This is a genomic window from Candidatus Pelagibacter sp. (assembly GCF_052049815.1).
Lineage (GTDB): Bacteria > Pseudomonadota > Alphaproteobacteria > Pelagibacterales > Pelagibacteraceae > Pelagibacter.
The window spans coordinates 21,223-39,993 of the sequence record NZ_JBNGZG010000002.1; the positions used below are offsets into that span (position 1 = coordinate 21,223).

An 18,771-nucleotide genomic window follows, 5' to 3' on the forward strand; every position below is an offset into this window, starting at 1 on the left:
ACACTTCCCCAAATTAAAGGAGGGGTTCCAGAGCGGTCAAATGGGGCGGGCTGTAAACCCGTTGACTTCGGTCTTCGAAAGTTCGAATCTTTCCCCCTCCACCATTCAATCATTTTTTAAATAACATGGAGTGTTACTCTTGGGGTTGTGCGGGTGTAGTTCAATGGTAGAACGCTAGCCTTCCAAGCTGGATGTAAGGGTTCGATTCCCTTTACCCGCTCCAAGAAATGAAAATTATAAAAAAAAAATAAACTGAGGTAATAAAGTAATGTCAAAGGAAAAGTTTGTAAGAAATAAACCCCACTGTAATATTGGTACTATTGGACATGTCGACCATGGTAAAACAACTTTAACAGCTGCGATCACAAAAGTTTTAGCAGAACAGGGTGGAGCAAAATCAGTTGCTTATGATGAAATCGATAAAGCACCTGAGGAAAAAGAAAGAGGAATTACAATTTCAACTGCTCACGTTGAATATGAAACAGAAAAAAGACACTATGCACACGTAGACTGTCCAGGTCACGCCGATTATGTAAAGAACATGATTACTGGTGCTGCGCAAATGGATGGAGCAATTTTAGTAGTTAACGCTGCAGATGGACCAATGCCTCAAACTAGAGAGCACATTCTATTAGCAAGACAAGTTGGTGTACCTGCAATTTGTGTTTACCTAAATAAAGTTGATCAAGTTGATGATAAAGAAATGATTGAACTTGTTGAGGAAGAAATTAAAGAATTATTAACATCATACAAATTTCCAGGTGACAAAACTCCAATTGCTAAAGGTTCAGCGCTTGCAGCAGTTGAAGGAAGAGACGATGAAATTGGAAAAAATTCAATTTTAGAATTGATGAAAAATGTTGATGAATTTATTCCACAACCTGACAGACCAAAAGATAAAGACTTTTTGATGCCGGTTGAAGATGTATTCTCAATTTCAGGAAGAGGAACAGTTGTAACAGGAAGAGTTGAGTCTGGTGTAATTAAAACTGGTGAAGAAATTGAGATAGTTGGAATAAGAGATACTAGAAAATCAGTTTGTACTGGAGTAGAAATGTTTAGAAAACTTTTAGACTCAGGTGAAGCTGGAGATAACATTGGAGTATTATTAAGAGGTGTTGAAAGAACAGACGTTGAAAGAGGTCAAGTACTTTGTAAACCAGGATCAATTACTCCACATACTAAATTTGAAGCTCAGGCTTATGTACTTAAAAAAGAGGAGGGTGGAAGACACACTCCTTTCTTCACTAAGTACAGACCACAGTTTTATTTTAGAACTACTGACGTAACAGGTGAAGTAGAATTACCAGCTGGTACAGAAATGGTTATGCCTGGTGACGATGCTAAGTTCACAGTTAAATTGATTACACCAATTGCTATGGCTGAAAAACTAAACTTTGCAATTAGAGAAGGTGGAAGAACTGTTGGAGCTGGTGTAGTAACAAAAATTATAGAGTAAGCTCTATAAATAGGAGTGTAGCTCAATTGGTAGAGCGCCGGTCTCCAAAACCGGAGGCTGAGGGTTCGAGTCCCTCCGCTCCTGCCAATTAGAGCAGATTAAAAAATGAAGAACCCAATTAAATTTTTACAGGAAGTCAAACAGGAAGCGTTCAAAGTATCTTGGCCTACTGGAAAAGAAACAGTTCAAGGTGCACTCATGGTGTTTGCAATGGCTGTTATAATGTCTTTGTTTTTTTTACTAATTGATCAAGTTCTTAAATTTTTCCTAGAATTGTTACTGAAAGTGAGCATTTAATGAAAAATTGGTACATTGTTCAATCACACTCTAGTTTCGAAAATAAAGTTGCAGGTTTAATTAAAGAGGAAGCTGAAAAAGCTAAAATCTCTGATAAGTTTGATGAAATTGTTGTTCCTACTCATGATGTAACAGAAGTTAAAAGAGGAAAAAGAATACAAAGGAAAAAGAAGTATTTTCCTGGTTATGTTCTAATAAAGAGTGAGATGGATAACAGTATTTATCATATGATAAAAAATATAAAGAGAGTAAGTGGTTTTTTAGGCTCAAAAGGGATGCCAGTGCCAGTTTCTGACAAAGAAATTGAGAAGATTTTAGGTCAAATAAAAGATGGTGTAGCACAGCCAAAATCTGGTATAGAGTACAGTGTTGGTGAAAAAGTTCAGGTAGTGGATGGACCATTTGCTTCATTTAGTGGAATGGTTGAAGAAATTGATGAAGAAAAGTCTAGACTTAAGGTCTCTGTTTCTATATTTGGTCGTCCTACACCGGTTGATTTAGAATATAACCAAGTGGAAAAGGTAAGTTAATGGCAAAAGAAATTAGTGGATTTATAAAATTACAAATTAAAGGTGGTCAAGCAAATCCAGCTCCTCCTGTTGGTCCAGCGTTAGGTCAGCGTGGTGTTAACATTATGGAGTTTTGCAAAGCATTCAATGACAAAACAAAATCTATGGCAGGTAAACCTATTCCTGTTGAGATTACAGTTTATAAAGATAAAAAATTTGATTTTAAAATTAAATCACCTCCTGCTTCCTTTTTTATAAAAGAAGCTGCTAAGCTTAAGGGTGGTTCTAAAGAACCAGGTAGAAACATAGTTGCTTCCATAACAAAAAAACAAGCCGAAGATATTGCTAAACAGAAAATGAATGATTTAAACGCAATTGATTTGGAAGAAGCTGTTAAAATTATTGCTGGTTCAGCAAGATCAATGGGAATTGAGGTTAAAGAGTAATGCCATCTAAAAGATATAAAAAATTACCAGACAATACTTATGAGCTAAACGCAGACTTAATAGAGAAGTTGTTACCTGAGGTTAAAAAAAATTGTACTACAAAATTTGATGAGTCAGTTGATCTAAGTTTTCAAATAAACAATAAACAGAAAAAAAGTGAAGTAAATATTAGAACAGTAGTAAATTTACCAGGTGGAACAGGTAAAGATGTAAAAGTCGCAGTCGTTTGTGAAGATGCGAAATCGAAAGATGCAAAAGAAGCTGGTGCTGATATCGTTGGTGGTGATGAATTTATAGACAAGATTAAGGCTGGTGAAATAAATTTTGAAAAATTAATTTGCACTCCAGCAATGATGATAAAATTATCAAAACTTGGAAAAGTTTTAGGACCAAAAGGTTTGATGCCTAATCCTAAGTTAGGTTCAGTAACTGAAGATTTAAAAACTGCCATTAAAGATGCAAAATCTGGTCAAGTTGAAATAAGAAATGACAAAGATGGTAACATAGGAGTTAGCATTGGAAAAAGATCATTTGAAGACGACAAATTAATCAAAAATTATAATGCTATTTTAGAAGCTTTAGAAAAAGAAAAATCTAATAACACTTTAAAAGGTGATTTAATAAAATCAGCTTTTATAACATCTTCAATGGGTGTTTCTTACAAATTAAAATTAAATAAGGTAATATAAGACTATGATGACCAAAGAACAAAAGAAAGTTTATATCGATGAAATGTCGAAACAGTTTGAAAATAGTAAAGCTGTGATGGTTACTCATTATCAAGGATTAACAATGCCCCAAATAGATGAACTAAGATCTAAGATGAGAGAACATGGAATAATTTTTAAAATTACAAAAAATAGAATCACAAAATTAGCGCTTGAAAAAACAAGATGTAAAGATTTAGCTGGTTTATTTACTGGCCCAACAGCAGTTGCATTTGGTGAGGATGCAATAATTTCAGCAAGAATTTTATCAAAATTTGCAAAAGATAATGAGAATCTGAAGTTAATAGGTGGAATAATGGAAAATGAGTTTTTGGATCAAGCGGGCGTCCAAAACGTTGCTACTTTACCTACTTTAGACGAAGCAAGAGCAAATATTGTGGGTATTTTGAATGCTCCGGCATCAAAATTAGTGAGTATTTTACTTGCAAGATCAGAAAAAATGAGTAGTTTGTCCGCAGAAAATTCTGAAAAATAACCAAAGAGTAAACTATGCCAGACCTGAACAAAATTATTGAAGATCTATCAAACTTGACTGTTGCTGAGGCAGCTGAGTTATCAAAACAACTTGAGGAAAAATGGGGCGTAACACCTATGGCAGCAGCTGCACCAGCAGCAGCCGGAGGAGCAGCTCCAGCTGAGGATAAAGATGATTTTACAATCATGTTAGTTTCAGCAGGTGATAAGAAAATTAATGTTATTAAAGAAGTTAGAGCAGCAACTTCTCTAGGATTAAAAGAAGCTAAAGACTTAGTTGAAGGTGCACCAAAAGAAGTTAAGTCTGGTGTTCCAAAAAAAGAAGCTGAAGAAATTAAAGCTAAGTTAGAAGCAGCAGGCGCTAAAGTAGAACTTAAGTAAATTAACAAGGAATTATTTAGGTGCTGTTTATTTATAATCAGCATCATTGGATATAAATGCAATTATCTTTTACTGAAAAAAAAAATATTAGAAAAAGTTTTGGAAAATTAAAAGAGGGTTTATCAATTCCCAATCTAATCGAGGTCCAAAAGAACTCTTACAAAGAACTAACTGACTTTAAAGAAGATGTAGGTGATTTAACAAAAGGTTTTGATAGAGTATTCAAAAGTATATTTCCAATTGAAGATTTAAACGACAAAGCAACTTTAGAATATGTTTCATATAGATTAGAGAAACCAAAATTTGATGTTGAAGAATGTATAGCTAGAGGTCTAACATATTCATCAGCTTTAAAATGTACTCTTAGACTTGTGGTTTATGAGATAGACCAAGAAAATAATACTAAAGACATATTATCAGCAAAAGAACAAGAAGTTTATATGGGTGATGTTCCAATGATGACTAATAGCGGAACATTTATTACAAATGGAGTTCAAAGAGTTGTAGTTAACCAAATGCATAGAAGTCCTGGTGTATTTTTTGATCATGACAAAGGAAAAACTCATGCAAGTGGTAAATTACTATTTAACTGTAGAGTTATTCCGAATAGAGGTTCATGGTTAGACTTTGAGTTTGATGTAAAAGATTTCTTATACTTTAAGATAGACAGAAAAAAGAAAATTTTAGCTTCAACATTATTACTAGCTCTTGGTTATACAAAATCAGAAATTGCAAATGAGTTTTATGAAAGTGAAAATTATGTTTATGACTCAAAATCATCTAAATGGAAAACTAAGTTTAATCCAGAAAATTATAAAGCTAAAAACTTTTCTGAAGAGGTAATCGATGCAAAAACTGGCAAGGTGGTTATTAAACCTGGTGATAAAATTAATTTTTTAAATGCAAAAAAATTAGCGAACGAAGGTTTAAAAGACATATTAGTATCTAAAGAATCTTTGTATGGAAAATTCTTACATACTGATATCAAAGTTAGTGATGAAGAAGAGGGTACTTTTAAAATTGGTACTGAACTTAACGATACTATTATCGAAAAAATTTTAGAAGCCAATATTCATACAATCAAAATATCCACAACTAATGCGATCAATAAAGGTCCTTATTTATTAACAACAATCTTAAATGATAAAAATAATACTAAAGATGAAGCTATTACTGAAATCTACAAAATGTTAAGACCAGGTGAACCACCTACAATAGAAATAGCTACTCAAATTTTTAACAATCTATTCTTTAGTTCAGATAGATATGATTTATCTGATGTTGGAAGAGTGAAGATGAATTCAAGACTAAACTTAGATTGTTCTGATAAAATAACTATTTTAAGAAACGACGATATCATTTCGATAATTCATAAAATGCTAGATTTAAGAGATGGCAAAGATGATGTTGATGATATTGATCATTTAGGTAATAGAAGAGTCAGATCTGTAGGTGAATTAGTTGAAAATCAAGCTAGGATTGGTGTTTACAGAATGGAGAGGGCTATTAAAGAAAAAATGACTACTCTCGATGTCGAGTCTGCAATGCCTCAGGACTTGATAAACGCTAAGCCGTTAACTGTTTCATTAAAAGATTTCTTTGCAAGTTCTCAATTATCTCAGTTCATGGATCAAACCAATCCATTGTCAGAGATTACTCATAAAAGAAGAGTTTCTGCTTTAGGACCAGGTGGTCTTACAAGAGAAAGAGCTGGTTTTGAAGTTAGAGACGTTCACCCAACTCACTATGGAAGAATTTGTCCAATCGAAACACCAGAGGGACCAAACATTGGTTTGATTAACAGTTTATCTACTTATGCTAAGATTAATAAGTATGGTTTCATTGAAAGTCCTTACAAAAGAGTAAAAGATGGTGTGGTGCAAGATAAAGTGGAATACTTGTCTGCAATGGAAGAAACTAAATATACAATCGCTCAAGCAAACACAAAATTAGATAAAAATGGAAAAATCGTTGAAGAACTTGTGTCTTGCAGACAAAACTTAAACTTTCTGTTAGCTAAACCAGACACTATAGATTACATCGACGTCTCACCTAAGCAACTAGTTTCAGTTGCAGCTTCATTAATTCCATTTTTAGAAAATGATGATGCTAACAGAGCTCTTATGGGTTCTAACATGATGAGACAAGCAGTGCCTTTATTAAAACCAGAGTCACCTTTAGTTGGGACAGGTATTGAAAGTGATGTTGCATTAGATTCAGGTGTAACTATTGTGGCTAAAAGAGACGGAATTGTAGACAAAATTGATGGTAAAAGAATTGTAATTAAAGCAACAGAGGAAACTGATTTTAGTAAATCTGGTGTAGATATTTATAATCTTCAAAAATTTAAAAGATCAAATCAAAACACATGTATTAATCAGAGACCATTAGTTAGAGTTGGAGATAAAGTTAAATCAGGAGATATTATTGCAGACGGTCCATCAACTAGATTAGGTGAACTAGCTCTTGGTAAGAATGTAACAGTAGCTTTCATGCCATGGCAAGGTTACAATTTTGAAGACTCTATTTTAATTTCAGAAAGATGTGTAACAGACGACGTATTCACTTCAGTTCATATTGTTGAATATGAAATCATGGCAAGAGACACAAAGCTTGGTGAAGAAGAAATCACAAGAGATATTCCAAATGTAAATGAAGATGCGCTTAAAAATTTAGATGAATCAGGAATAGTTTATATTGGTGCTGAAGTTAATGCTGGAGATATTTTAGTTGGAAAAGTTACTCCTAAAGGAGATTCAGCATCTGGTCCTGAGGAGAAATTACTAAGATCAATTTTTGGTGAAAAAGCAATCGATGTAACTGACACTTCTTTAAGAATGTCTAGAGGAAGCAGTGGTACAGTTGTTGATGTAAGAGTATTCAATAGACATGGTATTGAAAAAGATGAGAGATCTATAACTATTGAAAGAGCAGAAATCGAACAAGTGCAACAAGATAAAATTGTTGAGGAAGAGATTTTAGAAAGAAGTATTAAGCAAAGAGCAACACAGATTTTATCTGGTTCAAAATTAAATAAGAAAGTTAAAGATATTACAGAAGGTACTGAACTAAATGCAGAATTAATAAATGGTTTAAGTATAAATGATATTTTTAAAATTAGTGTTGGTAATATTCAAGATGAAGCAACACTTTTTCAGCTAAAAGATCAATACACTTCTGCTAAACAAGATATTACAGAAAGATTTGAAGATAAAGTTTTAAAGATTAGAAGTGGTGACGATTTACTTCCTAGTGTAATGAAAATGGTTAAAGTATTTGTGGCTATCAAGAGAAGATTAAGACCAGGAGACAAAATGTCAGGAAGACACGGGAACAAAGGAGTAGTTAGTAAAATTGTTCCTGTTGAGGATATGCCATATAGAGAAGATGGTAGACCAGTTGATATAGTTTTAAATCCTCTTGGTGTACCAAGTAGAATGAATGTCGGCCAAATTTTAGAAACCCACTTAGGATGGGCGTGTAAAGAATTCGGTGAAGAAATTAAAAAATTAATTAATGAAAATCAAAAGAAAATTGAGAAAACTGAAAAAATTTCTAAATTTTTAAAATCTGTATATGGTGATGAAGCATACTCGGAAAAAGTTGATAAATTGAGCAAAACAGAATTCAAAGATCTTTGTGAAAATCTTCAAGATGGTATAGCTATATCAACACCAGTTTTTGATGGCGCAAAAGAAAAAAACGTTACTGAGATGTTAGAACTTGCTAACCTACCAGGATCAGGTCAAACTTATTTGTGGGATGGAAGAACAGGTGAAAAATTTGATAGACCTGTAACGGTTGGAATAATTTATATGCTAAAACTACATCATTTAGTTGAAGATAAGATTCATGCTAGATCGACAGGTCCTTATAGTTTAGTCACACAACAACCTCTTGGAGGAAAGGCACAATTAGGTGGTCAAAGATTTGGTGAAATGGAGGTTTGGGCTTTAGAGGCTTATGGAGCCTCATATACTTTGCAAGAAATACTAACTGTTAAATCTGACGATGTAGCAGGGAGGGTGAAAGTTTATGAAACTATTGTTAAAGGTGAAGAGAATTTTGAATCAGGTATCCCAGAGTCATTCAATGTATTAGTGAAAGAAATAAAATCTTTAGCATTAAATGTGGAGTTAAATTAGATGAAAAAAGAATTAACAGATTTATTTAAAAACTCAGAAATTTCAGAAGCTCAAAACTTTAATAGCATAAAAATTTCATTAGCCAGCCCAGAGAAAATAAAATCTTGGACTTATGGAGAAATTAAAAAACCTGAAACGATAAATTATAGAACATTTAGACCAGAAAAAGATGGTCTATTTTGTGCACGTATTTTTGGACCTATCAAAGACTATGAGTGTTTGTGTGGAAAATACAAAAGAATGAAATTTAGAGGAATTATATGTGAAAAGTGTGGAGTTGAGGTAACTAAATCTAATGTAAGAAGAGAAAGAATGGGTCACATCAATTTAGCAACTCCTGTAGCTCATATCTGGTTCTTAAAATCTTTACCTAGCAGAATTGCATTAGCAGTTGATATGAAACTTAAAGAAATAGAAAGAGTTTTATATTTTGAAAATTTTATTGTTATTGAACCAGGTTTAACAGGATTGCAGAAAAATCAATTACTTAATGAGGAAGAATTAGCTAAGTACCAAGATGAATTTGGTGAGGAAGCATTTACTGCTGGTATTGGTGCAGAGGCTGTTTTAGAGATGCTAAAAAATTTAGATTTAGAATTGGAGAGAAAAAATTTAGTTAGCTATATCAAGGAAACAAAATCAAAAGTTAACGAAGAAAGAGCAATCAAAAGATTAAAGTTAATCGAGTCATTTATTGAAACTGGTCAAAAACCTGAATGGATGATTATGACTGTAGTTCCGGTTATTCCACCTGAACTAAGACCTTTAGTTCCATTAGATGGAGGAAGATTTGCTACATCTGATCTTAATGATCTTTATAGAAGAGTTATAAATAGAAACAATCGTTTGAAAAGATTAATGGATCTTAAAGCACCAGATATTATTGTAAGAAATGAAAAGAGAATGCTTCAAGAGTCTGTTGATGCATTGTTTGACAATGGAAGAAGAGGAAGAGTTATTACTGGAACCGGCAAAAGACCACTCAAATCTCTTGCTGAAATGCTTAAAGGTAAACAAGGAAGATTCAGACAGAACTTATTAGGCAAAAGAGTTGATTACTCAGGTAGATCTGTAATCGTCGTTGGACCAGATTTAAAATTACACGAGTGTGGTTTACCGAAAAAAATGGCTTTAGAATTATTTAAGCCATTTTTGTATGCTAGATTAAATAAATTAGGTTTAGCTTCAACAATTAAACAAGCAAAAAAAATTGTAGAAAAAGAAACTAATGCAGTTTGGGACGCTTTAGAATTAATTGTAAGAGAGCATCCTGTATTATTAAATAGAGCGCCAACACTTCATAGACTTGGGGTTCAAGCTTTTGAACCAAAATTAATAGAAGGTGATGCTATAGAACTACACCCCTTAACTTGCGCAGCATTCAATGCTGATTTTGATGGTGACCAAATGGCAGTACATGTACCTTTAAGTTTAGAGGCACAATTAGAAGCTAGAATTCTAATGTTATCAACAAATAACATTTTATCCCCTTCAAATGGTAAACCAATTATTGTTCCAAGTCAGGACATGATTTTGGGAATTTACTATTTGTCTCAAGAACCAATTTCTGAAAAACCAACTGGATACTTTACTGACTCTGATCAAATTGAGTTTGCTTTATCATCTGGACAAATTAAAGTTCACAGCACAATTATATCAAGATTTGAGACTGTTGATGAAAAGGGTAACAAGAAATATGAAAAATACACGTCAACAGCGGGCAGATTTTTATTAGCAAACTTATTACCAAAAAATCATAACATCAAATTTTCTTTGGTTGATAGACTTTTACCAAAAAAGGTCGTATCAGAGATTATTGATGTTGTATTTAGATTTTGTGGTCAAAAGACAACTGTTATCTTCTGTGATAAGCTAAAAGATTTAGGATTTAAGCATGCATTTAAGGCTGGAATATCTTTTGGTAAAGACGACTTAGTAATACCAGAAAGTAAAACAAAATTAATTGATGATACAAAGAAATTAATTGCAGAATATGAAACACAGTATTCTGAAGGATTAATTACTAGAGGTGAAAAATATAATAAAGTTGTTGATGCATGGTCTAAATGTACTGACAGTGTTGCAGCGGAAATGATGAAGGGTATTTCAGCAACAGAGAAAACTGATGAAGGGTTAAAAATTAACTCAGTATTTATGATGGCTGATAGTGGAGCAAGAGGTTCAGCTGCACAAATGAAACAATTAGCCGGAATGAGAGGACTAATTGCTAAACCATCTGGTGAAATTATTGAAAGTCCAATTACCTCAAATTTTAAAGAAGGTCTAACAGCTCTAGAATATTTTAATTCTACTCACGGTGCTAGAAAAGGATTAGCAGATACTGCTTTAAAAACAGCTAGTTCTGGTTATTTAACTAGAAGACTTTGTGATGTTGCCCAAGACCTAACAATTACAAAAGTTAAATGTGACAACCCAGGTTTTATAGAGATTTCTGAAATATTAGAAGGTGGTAATGTTGTTGTGAGCTTATCTGAAAGAGCTCTTGGAAGAGTAACTGCTCAAGAGGTAAAACATCCATTAACAGGAGATATACTATTCAAGAAATCTTCTATGATTGATGAAGCAGCTTGTGATCAAATTGATGCGGCTGGTATAAAAGCAATAAAAGTTTATTCTGTAATGACATGTAGCTCTAAAGAAGGAGTTTGTGCAACATGTTATGGTAGAGATCTATCTAGAGGTAAAATTGTTCATGTTGGAGAGGCTATTGGTATGATTTCAGCTCAATCAATTGGTGAACCTGGAACTCAGTTAACTATGAGAACTTTCCACGTTGGTGGGACTGCATCAGTAAAACAAGATTCCCAAATAATTTCTAAAAATGAAGGAACTTTAAAAATAATTAATTCAAATATTTTAGAAGATTCTAAAAAGAATTTAATTGTTATGGGAAGAAATACACAACTTTCTATCGAAGATGATAATGGTGTTCAAATTGCGGTTTATAAAGTTGCGTATGGTTCAAAATTATTCTTTAAAAATGGTGACAAAATAAAAGCAAATACAAAAATTTGTGAATGGGATCCATATACTACTCCGGTAATTGCTGAGAAAAGTGGTAACGCAACATTTGTTGATTTAATTGATGGTGTTTCAATTCAGGAGACGACTGATGATGCAACTGGAATTTCATCTAAATCTGTAATTGATTGGAGATCACAATCTAAAAGTACAGATCTTAAACCTAGAATTACTTTAAGAGATGAAAAAGGAAATATAATTAAAAAAGCTGACGATAATGAAGCTAGATATTATTTAGTACCAGACTCAATTTTATCTGTGAAAGATGGTCAAAAAGTTTCTGCAGGTGATGTAATTGCTAGGTTACCAAAAGAGACAACAAAAACAAAAGACATTACAGGAGGTTTGCCAAGAGTAGCGGAATTATTTGAAGCTAGAAAAGCAAAAGATAGCGCTATTATAGCAGAAAACGATGGACAGGTTGTTTTTGGTAAAGAAGTAAGAGGTAAACAAAGAGTTTCTATTGTTCCTGAAGATGGTTCAGAACCATCAAATTATTTAATTCCTAAAGGAAAGCATATTAATTTCAACCAAGGTGAAAAAATACAAAAAGGTGAACATTTATTAGATGGTGTACCATTACCGCATGATATTTTAAGAATTAAAGGAATTAAAGATCTAACTGAGTATTTTGTAAACCAAGTGCAAGAAGTTTATAGGTTGCAAGGTGTTGTAATTAATGACAAACACATCGAAACAATTTTAAGACAAATGTTGAAAAAAGTTGAAGTCAAATCTTCTGGAGATTCATCTTATCTACCGGGCGAAGTTGTTGATAGAATTAAATTTGATAATGTAAACGAAAAATTAGTTTCCGAAGGTAAAACACCTGCTGTTGGCGAAAGAGTTTTGATGGGAATTACTAAAGCTTCACTGCAAACTGAGTCATTTATATCAGCTGCTTCATTTCAAGAAACAACTAGAGTTTTAACTGATGCAGCTATTAAGGGCAAAATTGATCCACTCAATGGATTAAAAGAAAACGTAATTGTAGGAAGATTAGTGCCTGCTGGAACCGGAAATATCAAAAATAGATGGAATAATAAGGCCTTAAATGACGATAATAAGTTTTTATCTGAACAAGAAAAACTAGAACCATCTGAAGCTTCAGAAACCCAAGCAAATCAATAAAAAAAACTCAGTATTTAACTAGTTTTAGTTTGACAAAATACAATTAATAAGTATTTTGGCGATGTTTTTGGTTGGAATGTAGTACTAACTTAGGTACTAAACGCTGCCACAAATAACCTGTCAGTTATTTCATCAAAAATAAATTTATATAGAAAATTATGCCAACAATTAACCAATTGTTAAGAAAAAAAAGAATTAAACAAGTAAACAGGAATAAAGTTCCTGCATTACAAAAACAACCTTTAAAGAGAGGTGTTTGTGTGAAAGTTTACACAACTACTCCAAAAAAACCAAATTCTGCTTTAAGAAAAGTTGCAAGAGTAAGACTTTCAAATGGTTTTGAAGTAACAGCTTATATTCCTGGAGAAGGTCATAATCTTCAAGAACACTCAGTTGTATTAATTAGAGGTGGTAGAGTTAAAGATCTACCTGGAGTTAGATATCATATTTTAAGAGGTAACCTAGATACACAGGGTGTTGCAAACAGAAAACAAAGAAGATCATTGTACGGAACAAAAAAAGGTAAATAAAAATGTCTAGAAAAAAAACACAACCTAAAAAAAATATTGTTCCAGACCCTAAATTTAATTCAACTGTAATTCCAAAATTAATCAATAATATTATGTATGATGGCAAAAGAGGTGTTGCAGAAAAAATTGTTTACGATGCAATTGATAAAATTAAAACTAAATCAAAAGACGAACCCATCAACGTCTTTAATGAAGCTATAAATAACATAAAACCAACTGTAGAAGTAAGATCTAGGAGAGTTGGGGGTGCAACTTACCAAGTGCCAGTAGAAGTAAAAAGTAAAAGAGCACAAGCTTTGGCTATAAGATGGTTAGTAGATTCAGCAAGAAAAAGAAAAGACAAACATATGTCTGATAAAATTTTTAATGAGTTATTTGATGCATACGAAAAAAAAGGTGCAGCAGTTAAAAAAAGAGAGGATGTTCACAAAATGGCAGAGTCAAATAAAGCTTTTGCTCATTTTAGATGGTAATTAAATGGCTAGAACTCATACATTAGATAAATATAGAAACATTGGTATCATGGCTCACATTGATGCTGGTAAGACAACTACTACAGAAAGAATTTTATATTACACAGGAAAAAGTCATAAGATTGGTGAAGTTCATGACGGTGCTGCAACAATGGACTGGATGGAACAAGAGCAAGAGAGAGGAATTACAATTACTTCAGCAGCTACTACTTGTTTTTGGCAAGACCACAGAATTAATATTATCGATACTCCAGGCCACGTTGATTTTACAATTGAAGTTGAAAGATCATTAAAGGTACTTGATGGAGCAGTAGCTGTTTTTGACGGTGTTGCCGGCGTTGAACCACAATCAGAGACTGTTTGGAGACAAGCAGACAAATATAAAGTTCCAAGAATATGTTTTGTAAATAAATTAGATAGAACAGGTGCAGATTTCTTTAGATGTGTTGATATGATTAAAGATAGATTAGGTGCCAAACCATTAGTTCTGCAAGTACCAATTGGAATTGAAGCTTCTTTAACAGGTGTTGTTGATTTAGTTAAAATGAAAGCTCAGGTTTGGAAAAACGAAGCCCTAGGTGCAGAATGGGAATACAAAGAAATTCCAGATGATTTGAAAGAAATTTCAAATAAATACAGAACTGAATTAGTTGAAATGGCTGTGGAGCAAGATGAAAAATTAATGGAAAGCTATCTAAATGGTGATGAAATTAAAGAAGAAGATTTAGTTAAATGTATTAGAAAAGGCACCTTAAACTTTAGTTTTGTACCAGTTTTAACCGGATCTGCTTTTAAAAATAAAGGAGTTCAACCTTTATTAGATGCTGTAATAAATTATCTGCCAAGCCCAGTAGATATTGGATCAATAAAAGGAACTAAAGTAGGTTCAGACGAAGAAGTTGAAATGAAATTTGATGATAATGCGCCATTTTCTGCTTTAGCATTTAAAGTTGCAAACGATCCTTTTGTTGGATCATTAACATTTATCAGAATTTACTCTGGTACAATTAAATCAGGAACAGCAGTTTATAACTCATCTTCTGAAAAGGAAGAAAGAGTTGGAAGAATGCTTTTAATGCACGCAAATTCTAGAGAAGATATAAAGGAAGCAAATGCAGGTGATATAGTTTCACTTGCAGGTCTTAAAAATACAATGACAGGACACACTTTATGCAACAAAGATAACCAAGTTTTACTTGAGCCAATGGAGTTCCCTGAGCCAGTCATTGAAATCGCTGTTGAGCCAAAGACTAAAGGAGACCAAGAAAAAATGGGTGAGGCTTTAGCGAGATTAGCTAAGGAAGACCCATCGTTTAGAGTTTCATCAGATGATGAGTCTGGGCAAACAATTATTAAAGGTATGGGTGAACTTCATTTAGATATCATTGTTGATCGAATGAAAAGAGAATTTAAAGTTGAAGCTAATGTTGGTGCTCCACAGGTTGCTTATAGAGAAACAATTGAGAGTTCAGCAGAATTTGAATACATTCATAAAAAACAAAGTGGTGGTGCAGGTCAGTTTGCAAAAGTTAAGCTTTTAGTTGAACCTCAAGAACCAGGCAAAGGAAGATTGGTAGAAAGTGCAATTAAAGGTGGAGCAATTCCAAAAGAATTTATTCCTGGTGTAGAAAAAGGTATAGAAACAGTTTCTGACTCAGGGATATTAGCTGGTTTTCCAATGATTGATTACAAAGTAACTATTGTTGACGGGTTGCATCATGATGTTGACTCAAGTGTTTTAGCTTTTGAACTAGCAAGTAGGTCATGTTTCAAGGAAGCTTGTACTCAAGGTGGATTAAAATTGTTGGAACCAATAATGAGAGTTGAGGTTGTTACCCCTGAAGATTATATGGGTGATGTAATAGGTGATTTAAATAGTAGAAGAGGCCAAATTAGTACTCAAGAGCAAAGAGGAAATGCAACTGTCATAACAGCTATGGTGCCGTTAGCTAATATGTTTGGTTATATTAATAATTTAAGATCTATGTCTCAAGGAAGAGCTCAATATTCTATGTTCTTCGATCATTATTCAAAAGTTCCTCAGAACGTTCAGGACGAGGTAACTAAAAAGGTGGCTGGTTAATATGGAAAAACAAAACATCAGAATTAAACTTAGAGCGTATGATAATAAAATTTTAGATGCTTCTACAGAAGAAATTGTTAACACAGTAAAAAGAACTGGAGCTACAATTAAAGGTCCTATTCCGTTACCAACAAGAATAGAAAGATACACAGTTTTAAGATCACCCCATATAGACAAAAAAAGTAGAGAACAATTTGAGAGCAGAACACATAAAAGATTAATCGATATAATTGAACCAACGCCACAAACTGTTGAAGCTTTGATGAAATTAGATTTAGCTTCTGGTGTTGATGTGGAGATAAAAATATAATGTCAGAAATAGCTTTGATAGGAAAAAAAATTGGGATGACTCGAGAATTTTACAAAACGGGTCAACTAGTTCCTGTTACAGTTTTAAAAATGGAAAAAGCTAGAGTGATACAAGTAATAGAGGAAGAAAAAAGAGGTTACAAAGCCATACAACTTGGTTATGGAAAAATTAAAAATTCAAAATTAACAAAAGCAATGAAAGGTTTTTTTGCAAAAAAAAATACAGAAGCTAAGAAAAAGTTAAAAGAATATAGAGTCGCTAAAACTGAAGATTACAAAGAAGGAAATGAATTTGGCTTAGAAATTTTTAAAGACATTAAGTTTGTTGATACAAAATCAAAAACTATCGGTAAAGGTTTTGCAGGTGCAATGAAAAGACATAATTTTGGTGGTTTGAGAGCTACTCACGGTGTTTCAATTTCACATAGATCTCATGGATCTACAGGTCAAAGACAAGATCCGGGTAAAGTATTTAAAGGAAAAAAAATGGCTGGTCACATGGGTGATAAATTAAGAACTATGCAAAACATCGAAATAATAAAGACTGATTTAGAAAATGAGTTACTTTATTTAAAAGGTTCTATTCCTGGATCAAAAAATACAGAAGTTCTTGTAAAAAAATCAGTTAAAAATATTAAAAAATTAACTGTTACAGAAAAAATAGCTGCTGCAGAAGAAGCAAAAAAAACACCGGATAAAAAGAAAAAATAATGAAAATAGATAAACATAGTTTAGATGGAAAAAAAGACTCTATAGAAGTTTTAGATAAAGTTTTTTCTGCAAAAATTAACAAAAGATTAGTGAGTGCTGTTTTATACAAAACTAATGCAAACTATAAGGGACGTCATGCAAAAACAAAACAGCAAAATGAAGTTTCTGGTCCAACATCAAAAATTTATGCACAAAAAGGCACTGGTAATGCAAGACATGCCTCTAGAAAAGCACCAATATTTGTTGGTGGAGGTGTAGCTCATGGGCCAAAAGGTGAGCTAGCTTATAAAAAAAGAAAACTAAATAAAAGTGAGAAGAAACTTAGCATCGCTTCTTTATTGAGTGAAAAAAATAAAGATAAAAATTTAATGATTTTTAATGATTTTAGTTCTGAAATAAAAAAAACAAAAGAAATGAGTCAAATTGTTAAAAAGTTTGATATTACAAATTCTTTGATAATTTTAGATAAATCTTCAAAAGATAAAATTGAAAGATCAGTTAGAAATATTCCAAATATCAAGGTAACAGATGTAAATCACTTTAGTGCATTTGATGTTGTTAAATTTAAAAAGATTGTTTTTACAGAAAGTTCTGTAAAAGAATTAGAAAAGAGATATAGCTAATGAGTAGATTACATTTATACGATAAAATTTTATCTCCAGTTGTCACAGAAAAATCTACTAATTTATCTGAACATAATAAAATTGTATTCAAAGTGCCTTCTAGTGCCAACAAGGTTAGTTTAAAAAAGAATATAGAAAAAATATTTAAAGTTAATGTAACTAAAATTAACATTATAAATAAACAAAATAGAACTAAACTTACAAGAGGTAGAAAAGTAAAAGTCTCTGGTTTTAAAAAAGCTATCATAACTCTTAAAAAAGGTCAGAGCATAGATCTAACAACAGGAATTTAAAATGGCATTAAAAACATTTAAACCATATACAAAATCTACAAGAGGAACAATCCTAGTTGATAGATCAGAATTATGGAAAGGAAAACCATTCAAATCATTAGTTTCACCTAAAAATGCTATGAAAGGTAGAAACAATAATGGGAGAATTACTTCTATAAATAGAGCTGGTGGACATAAAAAAATGTACAGACATGTAGATTTTTACAGAAAAAAATTTGATATGCCTGCTACAGTTGAGAGAATTGAATATGATCCAAATAGGTCTTGCTACATAATGCTTGTAAAATTCCAAGATAATACTCATGCTTATTATTTGGCTCCGCAAAAAATTAAAGCTGGTGATGTAATTGAAAATGGTTCGAAAAAAGAGATTAAAGTTGGAAACTGTATGCCTCTTCAAGATATACCAGTTGGAATAAATATCCATAATGTTGAAATCCAACCAGGTGCCGGAGGTAAATTAGCAAGATCAGCTGGAACATCGGTGACTATTAGTGGTATAGATGGAAATTATAGCTTGATTAAACTTGCTTCTGGTGAAGTCAGAAAGATAGATTCAAGATCTCTTGCTACAATAGGAATTTTAAGCAACCCAGATCAAAAGAATATTAAAATTGGAAAAGCAGGAAGATCAAGATGGTTAGGTAGAAGACCACACACAAGAGGTGTTGTTAAAAACCCTGTTGATCACCCACATGGAGGTGGAGAAGGTAAGACTGCTGGAGGAAGACACCCAGTTTCACCAACTGGACAGTCAGCCAAAGGATTAAAAACTAGAGATAATAAAAGAACTGATAAATTTATAGTCAGAAGAAGGAAGAAAAGAAAGGATTAACATTTTATGGCAAGAGCAGTTTGGAAAGGTCCATTTGTTGAAGAAAGTCTCATGAAAAAGGTTGATAAGTATAAGGCTGATCCTAAAAAAATTCCTATTAAGACATGGTCAAGAAAATCAACTATTATTCCTGATTTTGTTGGAGTTAGTTTTTTAATTTATAATGGTAAAAAATTTATCCCAATTACAGTTTCTGAGGATATGGTTGGACATAAACTTGGTGAGTTTGCGCCAACTAGAACCTTCTTTGGTCATACACCTGCAGATAAAAAAGCAAAACCAGCAGAGGCTAAAAAATAAAG

General features: G+C 32.6%; 18 protein-coding genes and 3 tRNA genes. All 21 read left to right on the plus strand.

From position 1 onward, the window contains the following. The first annotated feature begins 18 nt into the window (after positions 1–18). Positions 19–104, plus strand: a tRNA-Tyr gene (locus tag ACTT9D_RS00725). Between the two features lie 45 nt (positions 105–149). After that, positions 150–223: transfer RNA gene (locus ACTT9D_RS00730), tRNA-Gly, on the plus strand. 45 nt (positions 224–268) lie between these two features. Then, positions 269–1,459, plus strand: coding sequence for an elongation factor Tu (gene tuf / locus ACTT9D_RS00735; protein ID WP_014953371.1), 1,191 nt, complete (start codon positions 269–271; stop codon positions 1,457–1,459). Between the two features lie 11 nt (positions 1,460–1,470). Continuing rightward, positions 1,471–1,546: transfer RNA gene (locus ACTT9D_RS00740), tRNA-Trp, on the plus strand. A gap of 18 nt (positions 1,547–1,564) precedes the next feature. Continuing rightward, positions 1,565–1,756: a preprotein translocase subunit SecE gene (gene secE, locus ACTT9D_RS00745; protein ID WP_440929991.1), complete on the plus strand. Its 192-nt coding sequence runs from the start codon at positions 1,565–1,567 to the stop codon at positions 1,754–1,756. Then, complete coding sequence (gene nusG, locus ACTT9D_RS00750; RefSeq protein ID WP_440929992.1) at positions 1,756–2,286, plus strand: transcription termination/antitermination protein NusG; 531 nt, start codon at positions 1,756–1,758, stop codon at positions 2,284–2,286. Before secE ends, nusG begins: the two co-directional genes overlap by 1 nt. After that, the gene (rplK, locus tag ACTT9D_RS00755) at positions 2,286–2,711 is read left to right on the plus strand and encodes a 50S ribosomal protein L11 (RefSeq protein WP_440929993.1); all 426 of its coding nucleotides are present in this window, start codon (positions 2,286–2,288) and stop codon (positions 2,709–2,711) included. The genes nusG and rplK overlap by 1 nt, the downstream gene beginning before the upstream one ends. Beyond that, the gene (gene rplA, locus ACTT9D_RS00760) at positions 2,711–3,400 is read left to right on the plus strand and encodes a 50S ribosomal protein L1 (protein WP_440929994.1); all 690 of its coding nucleotides are present in this window, start codon (positions 2,711–2,713) and stop codon (positions 3,398–3,400) included. Before rplK ends, rplA begins: the two co-directional genes overlap by 1 nt. Positions 3,401–3,407: 7 nt before the next feature. Then, a complete protein-coding gene (gene rplJ, locus ACTT9D_RS00765) occupies positions 3,408–3,914 on the plus strand; it encodes a 50S ribosomal protein L10 (RefSeq protein WP_440929995.1) in 507 nt (168 codons plus the stop codon). A gap of 14 nt (positions 3,915–3,928) precedes the next feature. After that, positions 3,929–4,294: a 50S ribosomal protein L7/L12 gene (gene rplL / locus ACTT9D_RS00770; RefSeq protein WP_014953366.1), complete on the plus strand. Its 366-nt coding sequence runs from the start codon at positions 3,929–3,931 to the stop codon at positions 4,292–4,294. 56 nt (positions 4,295–4,350) lie between these two features. Further along, positions 4,351–8,439, plus strand: coding sequence for a DNA-directed RNA polymerase subunit beta (gene rpoB, locus ACTT9D_RS00775; RefSeq protein WP_440929996.1), 4,089 nt, complete (start codon positions 4,351–4,353; stop codon positions 8,437–8,439). Then, entirely contained in the window at positions 8,440–12,612 is a 4,173-nt protein-coding gene (rpoC, locus tag ACTT9D_RS00780; RefSeq protein WP_440929997.1) for a DNA-directed RNA polymerase subunit beta', read from the plus strand. A gap of 158 nt (positions 12,613–12,770) precedes the next feature. Next, on the plus strand, positions 12,771–13,142 hold the full coding sequence (gene rpsL, locus ACTT9D_RS00785) for a 30S ribosomal protein S12 (RefSeq protein ID WP_014953363.1): 372 nt from the start codon (positions 12,771–12,773) through the stop codon (positions 13,140–13,142). 2 nt (positions 13,143–13,144) lie between these two features. Then, complete coding sequence (gene rpsG, locus ACTT9D_RS00790; protein WP_440929998.1) at positions 13,145–13,615, plus strand: 30S ribosomal protein S7; 471 nt, start codon at positions 13,145–13,147, stop codon at positions 13,613–13,615. Positions 13,616–13,619: 4 nt separating this feature from the next. Then, entirely contained in the window at positions 13,620–15,698 is a 2,079-nt protein-coding gene (gene fusA / locus ACTT9D_RS00795) for an elongation factor G (RefSeq protein ID WP_440929999.1), read from the plus strand. Position 15,699: 1 nt separating this feature from the next. Continuing rightward, entirely contained in the window at positions 15,700–16,008 is a 309-nt protein-coding gene (gene rpsJ / locus ACTT9D_RS00800; RefSeq protein ID WP_008546080.1) for a 30S ribosomal protein S10, read from the plus strand. Continuing rightward, entirely contained in the window at positions 16,008–16,718 is a 711-nt protein-coding gene (gene rplC, locus ACTT9D_RS00805) for a 50S ribosomal protein L3 (protein ID WP_440930000.1), read from the plus strand. Before rpsJ ends, rplC begins: the two co-directional genes overlap by 1 nt. Next, positions 16,718–17,341: a 50S ribosomal protein L4 gene (rplD, locus tag ACTT9D_RS00810; RefSeq protein ID WP_440930001.1), complete on the plus strand. Its 624-nt coding sequence runs from the start codon at positions 16,718–16,720 to the stop codon at positions 17,339–17,341. The genes rplC and rplD overlap by 1 nt, the downstream gene beginning before the upstream one ends. Continuing rightward, positions 17,341–17,634 carry a 50S ribosomal protein L23 gene (rplW, locus tag ACTT9D_RS00815; protein ID WP_014953358.1) on the plus strand — a complete coding sequence of 98 codons (294 nt, stop codon included), beginning with the start codon at positions 17,341–17,343 and terminating at the stop codon, positions 17,632–17,634. Before rplD ends, rplW begins: the two co-directional genes overlap by 1 nt. A gap of 1 nt (position 17,635) precedes the next feature. Beyond that, entirely contained in the window at positions 17,636–18,469 is an 834-nt protein-coding gene (gene rplB / locus ACTT9D_RS00820) for a 50S ribosomal protein L2 (protein WP_440930002.1), read from the plus strand. Positions 18,470–18,475: 6 nt separating this feature from the next. Continuing rightward, positions 18,476–18,769: a 30S ribosomal protein S19 gene (gene rpsS / locus ACTT9D_RS00825; protein WP_440909628.1), complete on the plus strand. Its 294-nt coding sequence runs from the start codon at positions 18,476–18,478 to the stop codon at positions 18,767–18,769. The last annotated feature ends 2 nt before the right edge of the window (positions 18,770–18,771 follow it).